The sequence below is a fragment of the Mumia sp. zg.B53 genome (genome assembly GCF_019550935.1).
Taxonomy (GTDB): Bacteria; Actinomycetota; Actinomycetes; order Propionibacteriales; family Nocardioidaceae; genus Mumia.
The window spans coordinates 548,914-561,610 of record NZ_JAHWCK010000001.1 but is presented as its reverse complement, the minus strand read 5'-3'; the positions used below and the strand labels follow the sequence as shown (position 1 = coordinate 561,610).

Annotated in this window: 12 protein-coding genes; 5 read left to right on the top strand and 7 right to left on the bottom strand. The window is 70.7% G+C overall.

The features are described from left to right. Positions 1 to 3: 3 nt before the first annotated feature. Both KV102_RS02810 and KV102_RS02805 read right to left on the bottom strand, forming a co-directional pair. Positions 4 to 1,398, bottom strand: a complete 1,395-nt coding sequence (locus KV102_RS02810) for a hypothetical protein (protein ID WP_220345253.1) — start codon at positions 1,396 to 1,398, stop codon at positions 4 to 6. Positions 1,399 to 1,448: 50 nt separating this feature from the next. Continuing rightward, positions 1,449 to 3,491 carry a VWA domain-containing protein gene (locus KV102_RS02805; protein ID WP_220345252.1) on the bottom strand — a complete coding sequence of 681 codons (2,043 nt, stop codon included), beginning with the start codon at positions 3,489 to 3,491 and terminating at the stop codon, positions 1,449 to 1,451. A 195-nt stretch (positions 3,492 to 3,686) separates the two neighbouring features. Here KV102_RS02805 and KV102_RS02800 point away from each other — a divergent pair, with 195 nt between their 5' ends. Together KV102_RS02800 and KV102_RS02795 are read left to right on the top strand one after the other, a co-directional pair. Further along, a complete protein-coding gene (locus KV102_RS02800) occupies positions 3,687 to 4,856 on the top strand; it encodes an acyl-CoA dehydrogenase family protein (protein WP_220341907.1) in 1,170 nt (389 codons plus the stop codon). Between the two features lie 173 nt (positions 4,857 to 5,029). Further along, on the top strand, positions 5,030 to 6,436 hold the full coding sequence (locus KV102_RS02795; RefSeq protein ID WP_220345251.1) for an HNH endonuclease signature motif containing protein: 1,407 nt from the start codon (positions 5,030 to 5,032) through the stop codon (positions 6,434 to 6,436). A 47-nt stretch (positions 6,437 to 6,483) separates the two neighbouring features. Here the strand turns inward: KV102_RS02795 and KV102_RS02790 are convergent, their stop codons facing one another. From KV102_RS02790 to KV102_RS02780, 3 genes are all read right to left on the bottom strand, one after another. Continuing rightward, positions 6,484 to 7,092 carry a nucleoside triphosphate pyrophosphatase gene (locus KV102_RS02790; RefSeq protein ID WP_220345250.1) on the bottom strand — a complete coding sequence of 203 codons (609 nt, stop codon included), beginning with the start codon at positions 7,090 to 7,092 and terminating at the stop codon, positions 6,484 to 6,486. 89 nt (positions 7,093 to 7,181) lie between these two features. After that, positions 7,182 to 7,412, bottom strand: a complete 231-nt coding sequence (locus KV102_RS02785) for an acyl-CoA carboxylase subunit epsilon (protein ID WP_220341904.1) — start codon at positions 7,410 to 7,412, stop codon at positions 7,182 to 7,184. Further along, entirely contained in the window at positions 7,409 to 9,007 is a 1,599-nt protein-coding gene (locus KV102_RS02780; RefSeq protein ID WP_308289311.1) for an acyl-CoA carboxylase subunit beta, read from the bottom strand. The genes KV102_RS02785 and KV102_RS02780 overlap by 4 nt, the downstream gene beginning before the upstream one ends. A 65-nt stretch (positions 9,008 to 9,072) precedes the next feature. Here KV102_RS02780 and KV102_RS02775 point away from each other — a divergent pair, with 65 nt between their 5' ends. The 3 genes from KV102_RS02775 to KV102_RS19450 are packed head-to-tail and all read left to right on the top strand — an operon-like array spanning position 9,073 to position 11,395. Then, complete coding sequence (locus tag KV102_RS02775) at positions 9,073 to 9,906, top strand: biotin--[acetyl-CoA-carboxylase] ligase (RefSeq protein ID WP_220345248.1); 834 nt, start codon at positions 9,073 to 9,075, stop codon at positions 9,904 to 9,906. A 12-nt stretch (positions 9,907 to 9,918) separates the two neighbouring features. Then, the gene (locus tag KV102_RS19455) at positions 9,919 to 10,419 is read left to right on the top strand and encodes a PH domain-containing protein (protein ID WP_220345247.1); all 501 of its coding nucleotides are present in this window, start codon (positions 9,919 to 9,921) and stop codon (positions 10,417 to 10,419) included. 1 nt (position 10,420) lies between these two features. Next, a complete protein-coding gene (locus KV102_RS19450; protein WP_220341900.1) occupies positions 10,421 to 11,395 on the top strand; it encodes an adenylate/guanylate cyclase domain-containing protein in 975 nt (324 codons plus the stop codon). Positions 11,396 to 11,414: 19 nt separating this feature from the next. Here KV102_RS19450 and KV102_RS02760 read toward each other — a convergent pair whose 3' ends face one another. Beyond that, positions 11,415 to 11,879, bottom strand: a complete 465-nt coding sequence (locus tag KV102_RS02760) for a GtrA family protein (RefSeq protein ID WP_220345246.1) — start codon at positions 11,877 to 11,879, stop codon at positions 11,415 to 11,417. A 50-nt stretch (positions 11,880 to 11,929) separates the two neighbouring features. Next, entirely contained in the window at positions 11,930 to 12,667 is a 738-nt protein-coding gene (locus KV102_RS02755; protein WP_220345245.1) for a hypothetical protein, read from the bottom strand. Between the last annotated feature and the right edge of the window lie 30 nt (positions 12,668 to 12,697).

Sequence of the window (12,697 nt, the reverse complement as noted above, 5' to 3'; positions counted from 1 at the left end):
GCATCACCAGCCGTCGCCGGGACGCTCGCCCCGGCTCGCCGGCGGCGGGCTGTACGGAGCCTGCTGCCCGCCGTACGGCTGCGGGTAGTCCTGCGGCGCGTCGGGCGGGGTGTAGCCGCCGTACGGGGTGGCCTCCGCGCGTGCGCCGGCCGCGCGCCGTCGTGCGATCAGCACCGCTGCCACACCAGCGAGGACGAGAAGCACCCCGAGGCCGACGAGCACCCACGTGAGCCAGCCCGAGGAGCCGCCGTCGAGGTCCGGGCCGATGACGGCCGCCTGGTCGCCGAGGTCGGGGGTGCCCGACACCTCGCCGTTGACGGCGACGCCGAGCGTGAAGCCGAGGTCGGCTCCGGCGGCGCCGGAGCCCTCCTCGACGGGCGGTGCCGCGACGACCACGTAGTACGGGCCGGCGGACGAGACCGCCGTCGCTGTGCCGTAGGAGTTCTCGCGGGCGTTGTAGAGCACGAACGGCGTGGTGGAGCGCAGCTCGGGCGAGGAGTACTCGTTGAGGCGACCGTACGTGTACGAGATGCTGTCGGTCGCGACCGCCCGCGACGGCGCGTACGTCACGAGGCTGGTCTGGACGTCCTCCCCGTCGAAGGCCGTGGCCTGCGCCGCCGTGACCGGGGCGAACTGCGCGACGGTGTCGAGGCTCTGTCCCCAGTCGAGGTCCACCCGGTAGATCTGGGTCTCGCCCGGGCTGATGGTGCCCTCGTAGGCCCCCGGGTCCAGGGAGACGGCCTCGTCGAACGACACTCCGCCGGCCGGGAGCTCCTCGGGATCGGACAGCGACGGCTTCTTCTCGGGCAGGTCGGCAGACTTCGTCGGGAGCTGCTCGGCATCCTTGGCCGTCGGCTCCTCCACCACCCGGATCTCGAGCGTCTCGTCCGTCTGCTCCTCGCTGCCCTCGGACACCTCGCGCGTGACGCTGAAGGTGATGGCGTCACCGTCGACGCACTCGTCCGAGTCGCCGGCCCCCGCGGCGGCGCTGGCCACGACGATCGGCTGGTGCCCTCCTCCTGCCGAGGAGGAGTCGCCCTTGCCGCAGCTCGTGTTGCCCGCGAACGCCTCGACCGTGACCTTGTGCTTGGCGGTCGGCGCCCCGGACGGCACTGCTGCGGCGAAGCGGACGGTCGAGCCGTCGACGGTCCGCTTGACGGTGTACCAGCGTTGGCCCTCTGCGGTGCCGGTGAGGCCGATGGTGTCCTTCCAGTCACCCGCCTCGAGCCCGGTCGCGTCGCCGGCGCTGGCGCCGCCGTCGACCGACTTCCCGGCCGGCTCGTACGTCGCCGCGTCGTCGGCCGCGGCCGGTGGGGGCGTGGTGAGGACGACGGTCGCGGTCAGCGCCGCGGCTGCGACGAGGACTGGGGTCCGGAGAGGGAGTGCATGTCGGTGCACGGTGGTCCTTTCGTGGATCTCGGGCGAGGAGAGGGCGGTCAGGCAGGTCTTCACTGGTACGGGCTCGCGCCGCCCGACCCGTCCCAGGGCTGGTAGGCCGGCGGAGCCTGCTCCGCCGACTGGCGTCGCCGGCGACGGACGACGAGCAGGGCGGCGACACCGCCCAGGACCAGGACGGCTCCTGCCCCGGCCAGGGCGAACGGGAGCCAGCCGGCGCCGTCGTCGGAGTCTGTCGCCGAGCTCGCGGACGTGTCGCTCGCGTCGGCCTCGCCGGAGTCGTCGTCGCCGGGGTCGACCGTCTCGCTCGTCTCGCCGCCGAACTGCGGCGCCTCGCCGTCGTACTCCGGCACGCCCTTGCGCTCCCCGTTGCGGGCGAGGCCGAGGGTGAACCCGAGCTCGACACCTGCCGCTGCGCCCTCGACGGTCCCGCCGTTCTCGCCGGCGACGCCGAGGACGAGGTAGTACGGTCCGGCGATCGAGGCCGCGGCATTGCCGTCGGCGGTCGAGCGGCGCTCGTTGTAGGTCACCACCGGGGTCACCGCGGCCAGCTCGGGCGACGAGAAGTCCGTGAGCCTGCCCTGAGAGTCGGAGACGAACGGTGCTCGCGCGATGGCGCGCCCGGGGGAGAACGTCCACAGCGTGGTGTTGAGGTCGACGTCGCCCAGAGCCTGCTTCTGGGTGTCGGTGATCGGGTCGAACTGGATCACCGAGGACAGGCTCTGGCCCCAGTCGAGGTCGATGCGGAAGATCTGGGTCTCGCCGGGCACGATCGACCCTCGGAAAGCGCCGGGGTCGAGCGGCGCCGCGTCGCCGAAGGAGACTCCGCCGGTCGGGAGCGGGGTCGGGTCGGACATCGAGGGCACGTCCTCGGACGCCTTCGGGGCCGAGGCGGGCAGGCTGGCGGCGTTGGCCGCGGGCGGCTCCTCGATGATGCGGATCTCGACGAGCTCCTCCGTACGCCGTGACACGTCGCCGGACTGCTTGCCACGGGTCACGTTGAAGGTGATCTCGGAGCCGTCCTTGCACTCGTCGTTGTAGTCGCGGTTGCCGGGGACGGCCTCGGTCGCGACCAGGATCGGCTGGTAGCCGGTGCCCGCCTGGGAGTCCGCGCCGGTGCCGCAGTCCTCGCTCCCGACGAACGTCTCGACGTACAGGCCGTCGTCGACCTCGTACCCTCCGGTCGGACCGGCGATCGCGGCGGAGACCCGCACCGTCGACCCTGGGATCGTGCGGGTGAACCGGAACCAGCGCTGCCCCGGGACCGTGTGCTGCGGACCGAGGGCGTCGCGCCAGTCGCCGGTGGTGATCGTAGTGGCGTTCGCGGCGTCGGGGCCGCCGGTGATCGGGGTGCCGATCGCGGTCCACGGGCGCGCGGCGCGGACGGCCGCCGTGTCGAGCGCACCGGACAGCTCGCCGGCGTCCTCGGCGTCGTAGTAGCGGCCGTTGCCGGCCTCGGCGATGCAGCGCAGCTGCTTGCGGGTCTTGGCGTCGACGGACAGGCCGACGACGTCGACGGTGAGGTCGATGCCTTGCTTGGAGATGCGCGCGGCGACCTTGCACGGGTCGGGAGCGCAGGTGGACTCCCCGTCCGAGACGAGGACGATCGATCGCCGCCCTTCGTCGCCGAGGTCGCGTGCGGCCTCGAGCAGCGCCGTGCCGATCGGCGTCTCACCGTACGGCTTGTAGGCGCTGATCGCGGCACGCAGCGCGTCGCGGTTGTCGGTGCCGGGGTCGACGACCTTCTGGGTGTCGGTGCAGGCGCCCTTGTCGTTGCGCGAGAAGACCGTCGCGCCGAAGACACGCATCCCGACGTCCTGGGAGTCGGACAGCTTGTCGACGACGCTCTCGAGGGCGGTCCGGGCTGCCTCGATCTTCGTCGCGCCGTCTCCCGCCTTCTCCTTCATCGACCCCGAGGAGTCGAGAACCAGCATCATCCGTCCCGTGTCGTCGGCGTCGGCAGATGCCAGCGCCGGGGCGGAGGACGAGACGGCGGAGGCGCCGGTGGCAAGAGCCGTGGAGGCGATGAGAGCGCCACCGAGGACGGTCGTGGCGATGCTGGCTGTGCGGCGGGCCAGGACGTGGGGGAGTCGCACGGGGTTCCTCTCGGAGGGGCGGCCGGGGAGGCGCAGAGGCGATATTTGCGATTGCGAACACGACCATATGTTTGCGATTGCGAACACGTCAAGTCTCGGAGGAAGCATTCCATGCTCCGAGACGACCCCCTCGCGGTGGTCGGTGCGCGGACGACGACACTTCCTCGTCAGGTTAACGACTGTTAACATCGGCGGATGGCGTACAGCACCCTCTCCGCAGAGCACGAGGCCTTCCGCAAGGTCGTCCGCGACTTCGCCCAGGCCGAGATCGCCCCGCACGTGGCGCAGTGGGACAAGGACCACCACTTCCCGGTGGACCTCGTCACGACGATGGGCGAGCTCGGACTCTTCGGGCTCACGGCCCCGGAGGAGTACGGAGGCTCGGGCGGCGACTTCACCAGCCTCTGCGTCGCCATCGAGGAGCTCGGTCGCGTCGACCAGTCGATCGGCATCACGCTCGAGGCCGCGGTGGGGCTCGGCATCAACCCGATCCTCACGTACGGCACGGAGGCGCAGAAGGCGCAGTGGCTCCCTGACCTCGTCGAAGGGCGGGCGCTCGCCGGGTTCGGGCTCACCGAGCCTGGCGCGGGGTCGGATGCGGGCGCCACCGCCACCAAGGCCACTCTCGAGGCCGGCGAGTGGGTGATCGACGGCGCCAAGCAGTTCATCACCAACTCCGGTTCGGCGATCACCTCCGTGGTCACGGTGACCGCCCGTACGGGCGTCCGTGACGGCGGCCGGCCCGAGATCTCGACGATCATGGTGCCCGCCGGCACGCCCGGCTTCGTCGCCGAGCCCGGCTACGACAAGCTCGGCTGGCACATCTCCGACACGCACCCGCTCACGTTCACCGGCTGCCGCGTGCCGGAGGAGAACCTCCTCGGCGAGCGTGGCCGGGGTTACGCACAGTTCCTCGCCACTCTCGACGACGGACGCATCGCCATCGCCGCGCTCGCGGTCGGATGCATCGAAGCCTGTCTCGATCTCGCCCGCGAGTACGCGCTCGACCGCCAGACCTTTGGTGGCCCGATCGGACGCAAGCAGGGTGTCGCGTTCCAGATCGCCGACCTCGCCGTGGCTGCCCGGGCGGCGCGCGCGCTGACGTACGAGGCGGCGGCGATGAAGGACGCCGGTGTCGGCGGGCAGGAGCTGAAGCAAGCCGCCTCGATCGCCAAGCTGTACGCGACCGAGCAGGCCGTCACCGCGACGCGGATCGCGACGCAGGTGTTCGGCGGGTATGGCTTCATGGAGGAGTATCCGGTCGCTCGTTTCTACCGTGACGCCAAGATCCTGGAGATCGGTGAGGGTACGTCGGAGGTCCAGCGCATGCTCATCGCGCGTGGGCTCGGGCTGCCCGTCGAGTAGCCACGCGGTCTCGCCACGGCGGATCGCGTTGTTCATCTGCACGCGTCGGCGGGTGGCGTCGGCGTGTCTCCTGGGTGCGTCGACACGAGCCATCCTGCCGAACGATGACCGGGCGAGAAGAGTCCAGGTCGCGCGATCGAGACCTGTCAGTGGGCACCGTTAGAGTCGTATGTATGTTCGATACCGAGGTGCTGGCCAGGCTGGAGGCGATGCTCGACGCGCTCGCCGACCTACCTGTCGCCTCGGCCTCGGATGCTCAGACGTGCGAGACGCTCCGACGGCTCGCGCACGCTGCCGACCGGCTCGCCGGTCTCCAGGCGGTGTGGCTGGACCAGATGCAGGAGCGGGCCGCGTACGAGGCGGAGGGTGCCTCGTCGACGGCCGGGTGGGCACGTCGAGAGCTGCGCTGGGACGTCCGGCAGTCGCGAGCGGCGATCGCCGCGGGACGGACGCTGCGCGTGCTGCCCGCGGTCGGCGCCGCGCACCGCGCGGGAGAGATCCGCCGGGCACACGTGGACGCGTTCACGGTTGCGCTCAAGAAGGCCGATCGTGAGGTCGTCGAGGCGGCCGAGGACGTCATGCTCGACGTCGCCCGCGTGTGCGAGCCGGGCGAGCTGACGGCACAGCTGACGATGCTCGTGGAGGTAGCGCACCCCGAAGACCTTGACCGCGCCTATGTCGCCGGGATGGACAAGCACGATCTGACGATTGCACGGTGTGGAGAGGGCTATCACGTCAACGGGTTCCTGGACGCCGTCAACGGCACGCGCCTGCGGACCTGGCTGACGGCGGCGTCGGCCCCGCGAGGGACCGAGGACGACCGGACCCCGGCCCAGCGACGCGTCGACGCGGTCGGCGATCTTGCCGCCGCAGCGCTGGAGCACGGCCTGCCCTCCGATCGCGGCGTCCGCCCGCAGGTCAACGTGATGGTGGACGCCGCCTGGCTGGCAGGCCTGCCCGGGGCGGAGCCGCCGGTCCTCACGGGCTGGGGGCCGGTGGGGCCTGGACTGTTCGACTACCTCGCCTGCGGTGCGGACCGCACCGACGTCCTCGTCGCGGGAGTCACCTCGTCCACGACGCCGCAGGCCGACATCCTCAACGTCGGGCGCACCCACCGGCTGGCGACCTACAAACAGCGGCAGGCCGTTCTCGCGCGTCAGGGTGGGGTCTGTGCCAACCCGGCGTGCGGCGGCACCCACCTCGAGCTCCACCACGTCGCGTGGTGGGACCGGGACGGCGGCCGGACCGACCTCGACAACCTTGCCGGACTGTGTCCTCGCTGCCACCAGCTCGTCCACGCCGGCAAGCTCTGGGTCGTGGCCGACGGCCAAAGAGGGTTCGTCTTCAGCCGCCGCAAGGGAGCGAGGATCCTCGAGATCGAGGATCACCACCGCGTCCAGCGTCAGCGGTTGAGCGCGCGCCTTCGTGGCCTCCGCGAGATGAGGGGCGCGCCTGTCGCACCGCCGGCGCCCCCTCCCGCCCGCGAGCCTGTCCGGGCGCGTCGCTGCTCCCGTCCCCGACCGGACCCGCTCTCACGGATCGAGAGCCATCTCGATCGACTCCTCCGGCTGAGGACCTGAGCGGCGACCGTCCGTGCCCGCGTGCACCCACGCGTGCGCTCGCCAGGTCACCCGCGCGACGCGTCCCAGAGGTCGGTCCACCGGACACCGAGTCCGGCGAGCATCCTGCGCAGGAGCGGGAGCGACAATCCGACGACGTTGTGGTGGTCGCCCTCGATCCGCTCGACGAACGGGCCGCCCAGCCCGTCCACCGTGAAGGCTCCAGCGACCTGCAGCGGCTCGCCGGTCGCGACGTACGCCTCGATCTCCGCGTCGTCGAGGTCGGCGAAGTGAACGGTCGTCGCGCCGTCGTCGGAGATCTCGCGCTCCCCGAGCCGCACGCAGTGTCCCGTGTGGAGGACCCCGGAACGGCCGCGCATCGCCCGCCACCGTTCGATCGCGGTCTGCGGGTCGGACGGCTTGCCGAGGATCTCCCCGTCGAACGCCAGCACCGAGTCACAACCGATCACGAGGGTGTCGTCCGGGCTCGCGAGCCGGTGGGACACCGCCCGGCACTTCAGCCGCGCGAGCTCGGTGGCCACGACCACCGGGTCGTCGGACACGACGACCGACTCGTCGACTCCGGAGACGATCACGTCCGGCTCCAGGCCGGCGCTGCGCAGGGTCGCGAGACGGGCGGGGGACTGCGAGGCGAGGACGAGGCGTGGTCGAGTCACGCGGGCCAGCGTACGGCTCCGGATCGGCCGTACGGGTGGGCGGACACGGCTCGTAGCCTCGCCGCGTGATGCAGGGTCGGGAACGCGTTCTAGCGCGCGAAGGCCGACCTGCGCCACCCGTCGTGCCCGTGGGCGTGCGGCGGGCGCGTGGCGAGCGAGGGATCTCCCCACGCGGATCGCCGCGTCGGAGGAGCCAGCTCCGAGGCGGCTCCGTGTGCGGCGACGACGGCGACGAGCGCCGCGAGCTCCTCCGGCGACGGGTCACCCTTGACGACCCGCAGCAGCGGCGCTGCGGCGGTGTCCTCTTGCCCGGTGCTCACAGCGGGATGTTCCCGTGCTTCTTGGGCGGCAGCGTCTCGCGCTTGCTGCGCAGGAGCCGCAGCGCACGCACGATCTCGATGCGGGTCTCGTGCGGCTGGACGACCTGGTCGACGTAGCCGCGCTCGGCGGCGACGTAGGGGTTCGCCAGCGTCTGCTCGTACGCGTCGATCAGCTCCGCACGCTTCGACTCGGGGTCGTCGGCCGCGGCGAGCGTCTTGCGGTGCAGGATGTTGACCGCGCCCTGCGCGCCCATGACGGCGATCTGGGCGGTCGGCCACGCGATGTTGAGGTCGGCGCCGAGGTGCTTGGAGCCCATGACGTCGTAGGCGCCGCCGTAGGCCTTGCGGGTGATCACCGTGACCAGCGGGACGGTCGCCTCGGCGTAGGCGTAGATGAGCTTGGCGCCCCGGCGGATGATGCCGTTCCACTCCTGGTCGGTCCCGGGGAGGAAGCCCGGCACGTCGACGAAGGTCAGGACCGGCACGTTGAACGCGTCGCACGTGCGGACGAAGCGCGCGGCCTTCTCGGACGCGTCGATGTCGAGCGTGCCGGCGAACTGCATCGGCTGGTTCGCGACGATGCCCACGCTGCGCCCTTCGACCCGGCCGAAGCCGATGAGGATGTTGGGCGCGAACAACGGCTGGACCTCGAGGAAGTCGCCGTCGTCGAGGACGGACTCGATCACCGTGTGCATGTCGTACGGCTGGTTGGTCGAGTCGGGGATGAGCGTGTCCAGCGCGCGGTCGACGTCACTGATCTCGAGGTCGGCAAGGCCGTCGTACGCCGGCGCGTCCTCCATGTTGTTCTGCGGGAGGAAGGAGAGGAGCGCCTTGACGTACTCGATCGCGTCCTCCTCGTCGGCGCCCATGTAGTGGGCGTTGCCCGACTTGGTGTTGTGCGTACGGGCGCCGCCGAGCTCCTCCATCGTCACGTCCTCGCCGGTGACGGTCTTGATCACGTCGGGGCCGGTGATGAACATGTTGGAGGTGCCGTCGACCATCACGGTGAAGTCGGTGACGGCGGGGGAGTAGACGTGACCGCCCGCGCAAGACCCCATGATCAGGCTGATCTGCGGGATGACCCCCGAGGCGTGCACGTTGCGCCGGAAGATCTCGCCGTACAGGCCGAGGGAGACGACCCCCTCCTGGATGCGCGCGCCGGCGCCTTCGTTGATGCCCACGATGGGGGAGCCGGTCTTGATCGCGAGGTCCATGATCTTGGTGATCTTCTCGCCGTAGACCTCACCGAGGCTGCCGCCGAAGACGGTGAAGTCCTGGGAGAACACGCACACCTGACGGCCGTCGACCGTGCCGTAGCCGGTGATCACGCCGTCGCCGTAGGGGCGGTTCTTCTCGAGACCGAACGCCGTCGAGCGGTGCCGCGCCAGCTCGTCGATCTCGACGAAGGAGCCCTCGTCGAACAGCATCTCGATCCGCTCGCGGGCCGTCTGGCGTCCCTTGGCGTGCTGCTTCTCGACGGCCTTCGCCGACCCGGCGTGCACCGCCTCGTCCAGGCGCCGGTCGAGGTCGGCCAGCTTGCCGGCGGTGGTGTGCGTGTCGATCTGACCCGGTTCAGGTGCCACTGCTTCGCTCACGCGCTCAGGGTAGCCGTCGGTCCGCTCGCCCCGACGAGGGGCGCGGATCATGGGACAGTGGGGACATGAGCGACTCACCGCCAGCCGACTCTCCTCTCGCCCGCCGTCCACTCGACGCCGCCGGTCTCGAGCAGGCCCTGATCCGACCGACGTCGTGGTGGCAGGAGGTGCGCGTGGTCCCCGAGACCGCCAGCACCAACGCCGACCTCGCCCGGCTGGCCCGGGAGGGCGCGCCGGAAGGCACGCTGCTGACCACCGACCACCAGACGGCAGGGCGTGGACGGCTCGACCGGACCTGGGAGATGCCGCGCTACTCCGCGCTGGCCGTCTCGGTCCTCGTACGCCCGCGCATCGACGGCTACCGATGGACGTGGCTCCCCCTGCTGACCGGCGCCGCCGTGGTCGCCACCGTGCGTCAGGCGGGGGTCGTCGCCCAGCTGAAGTGGCCCAACGACGTCGTCGTCGAGGACCGCAAGCTCGCCGGCATCCTCGTCGAGCGGGTCGACACCCCGACCGGGCCGGCCGCGGTCGTCGGGTGCGGGATCAACGTGTCGACGACCCCTGAGGAGATCGGTGTCCCGAACGCGACCTCGCTGACCATCGAAGGCTCACCGACGGCGGAGAGGACCGGGCTGCTGAGCGGCTTCGCCGCCGCCTTCGAGGCCCTGTACGTGCCGTGGGCCGACGCCGGCGGCGATCCCGACATCGGCATCCGGCAGGCGTACGAGCGGAGCAGCGCGACCCTCGGACGCGAGGTGTCGGTGGAGCTTCCCGACGGCCAGCGGATCGAGGGGGAGGCCGTCGGACTCGACGACAGCGGCCGGCTGGAGATCTCGGTGAACGGCGAGGTGACCACAGTCAGTGCCGGAGACATCACGCATCTGCGGTCCCGGGCATGACACCATGACCCCGTGGGTGTCTCCAAGAAGCTGTTGATCGGCGGCGAGAACGAGGTCCTGACGGTCAGGACACACGTCAAGGCGCTGTTCGGCGCCGTCTTCGTCCTCGTGGTCGCTGCCGCTGCCGGTGGGTTCGGAGCGGCGGTCACGGACGGGCCCGTGCGCTCGGTCGTCGTGGTGGTCGCGCTGCTTGTCGTCCTGATGTGGGTGGTCCTTCCGTTCCTGGGCTGGTTCACCTGGACGTGGACCGTGACCAACCGACGTCTCATCGAGCAGCGCGGCATCCTCACCCGCACCGGTCGGATCATCCCGCTCAACCGCATCAACGACGTCTCGTTCGAGAAGCAGCTCACCGACCGCCTGCTGGGGTGCGGGACGCTGATCGTCCACGCCGCCAGTGAGCAGGACGGCCTGCGTATCCGCGACGTCCCTCACATCGAGGACGTCCACCGGCAGCTCAGCTCCCTCGTGTTCGAGGCGCACCAGCCGATGACGAGCGACGAGCAGATCTGACGTGCCCGACGACCTCGCCCGCGCAATCCTCGGTGCGGATCCCATCTTCAGCAGCGACGAGGTCGCCGCGGCAGCAGGAGTCTCGTACGAGGAGGCGAGACGACTCTGGCGAGCGCTCGGGTTCCCCGACTCGGCCGACGCCAAGGCCTTCGTCCCTGCCGACCTCGACGCGCTGAAGACGGTACGCGCCGTCGTCGCCTCGGGGGTGCTCGACGACGACACGGTCGTCCGGTTGACCCGCGCCCTCGGTTCGACCATGTCGCGCCTCGCCGAGTGGCAGGTGTCGACCCTCGCCGAGGTCCTCGAGCGGCGCAACCAGTCCGAGGAGGACCGTCGGCGGTGGCCATCGTCGGGTCGTTCGGTGGCGGAGACGATGGGGCCGGTGTTCGAGCGCCTGCTGGTGTACTCGTGGCGCCGGCACCTGGCCGCGTCGGCGACGCGCGCGGAGGCGCTCGCCGCCGACGAGGAGGACGTGCTCCGGATGGTCGTCACCGTCGGCTTCGCCGACCTGGTGGCGTTCACCAAGCTGTCGAACGGGCTTGACGACGACGGCCTGGCCGATCTGGTCGAGGAGTTCGAGACACGCTGCATCGACCTCGTCACCGAGGGCGGCGGTCGGCCGATCAAGACTCTCGGCGACTCCGTCCTCTATCTCGCGGAGTCCCCCGAGGTCGCGGCCGACATCGCCTTCTCCATCGTGGCCGAGATCGGTGGCGACAAGAACCTGCCCGACGTGCGAGTCGGTCTGGGGACGGGGCCGGTGATCTCGCGGCTCGGAGACGTGTACGGTCCACCGGTCAACCTCGCCGCGCGGCTCACCGGTGTCGCCCGCCGCAACCGTGTGATCATCGACGCGGCGACCGCCGAGGGCCTCGGGGACAGGTTCGAGACCCGGGCGATGGCCCAGCGCAACCTGCGGGGATTCGGCAACGTCGAGCCGCTCACGGTGCGGCACCGCTGGTCCTACAACGGCTGAGGTTCTCCCACGAGAGCTCCTACGACGGCTCAGCCGGCTCGCCGTCGGGAAAGACGAACCGCCGATAAGCCCAGAACCGGAACAGGGTGCCGAGACCCAGCCCGACGACGTTCGCGGAGATGTTGTCGGCGAGGGCGCTGTCGAGTCCCAGGACGTAGTGCGAGAACGCCAGGCACCCGACGGCGATGAGCATGCCGATGCCGTTCATCACCACGAAGAGGACGACCTCGCGGTGGACGCTGCGAGTGCTCCGACCGCGCCACGTCCACTGCCGGTTGCCGACGTAGGTCACGATCATCGCGACGGCCACGGAGAGGATCTTCGCCGTCACGGGCTTGTGCTCCAGGACTCCCGGGTCACCGGCGTACCGGAGCAGGTTGAAGACGACGACGTCCGTGACGTAGCCGGCGAGACCCACCGTCCCGAACCTCGCGACCTCACCGAGCCGAGTGGTGACGCGCGACGGCGACAGAGAGGAAGTCACGGGCTCAGCCTACGGAGTCCTGTCTGCCGCCTCGCTCGACTGCCGTGTCGTCAAGGACAGACGTAGAGGTCTTGCGCGGCGAGCGTCCCCTTGAAGGTTCGCGAGTACGGCTTGGTCGCGCGCTGGGTCTTCTTGAAGTAGTAGCGCGGGACGCGCACCGTGCCCGGGCCGGTCGGATCGTCGACCCGTGAGTAGCGGACGACGACTCGCCTGGTGAAGCGAGACGCCTGCGTGCCACGCAAGCAGGGGGTCGCCCGCTTGGCCTTGCGTGCTGCTGCGTCGCTGACTCGGCTGCCGACCGCCTTGCCGCGGTAGCGGGCGACGATCATCGGGACGGCGTTGAGCACTGTGGTCGACGCAGCCTTCGGGTTCCGCTCGACGAAGAAGGTCAGACCGGCGGTGCGGTCGGTACGCACGGACCAGCGGACCTTGCCGTGACGGACCCTCTTGGCCTTCCCCGTCCAGGCGGACGTCCCCCGGACCGCCTGCGTCGGACGGAGGCGACAACCCTCGCAGCCCGCGATCTTGAGAGTGATGACCGTCCGTGGCGCCTTCCGTACGGCATCGTCAGCCGACGGAGTGCTCGTGCCCTGCGCGGTGGCCGGCGGGCTCTGGACGGCGCCGGCGTAGGCGGGAGCGCCGACGGCCAGCGCGGTCGCAGCGACCATCACCAGGATCGCCGTGCGAGCTTGTCGTTGTGCCTTCTTCATGTTTCCCCCGGGTTTGATCGTGGCGCGCCCGACACGGTCGCGTGAGCGCCCGGCCAAGGTAGCCTCGCCTCGGGTCACGCCCCTGCGCCTTTTCGGACACGTCCAGCA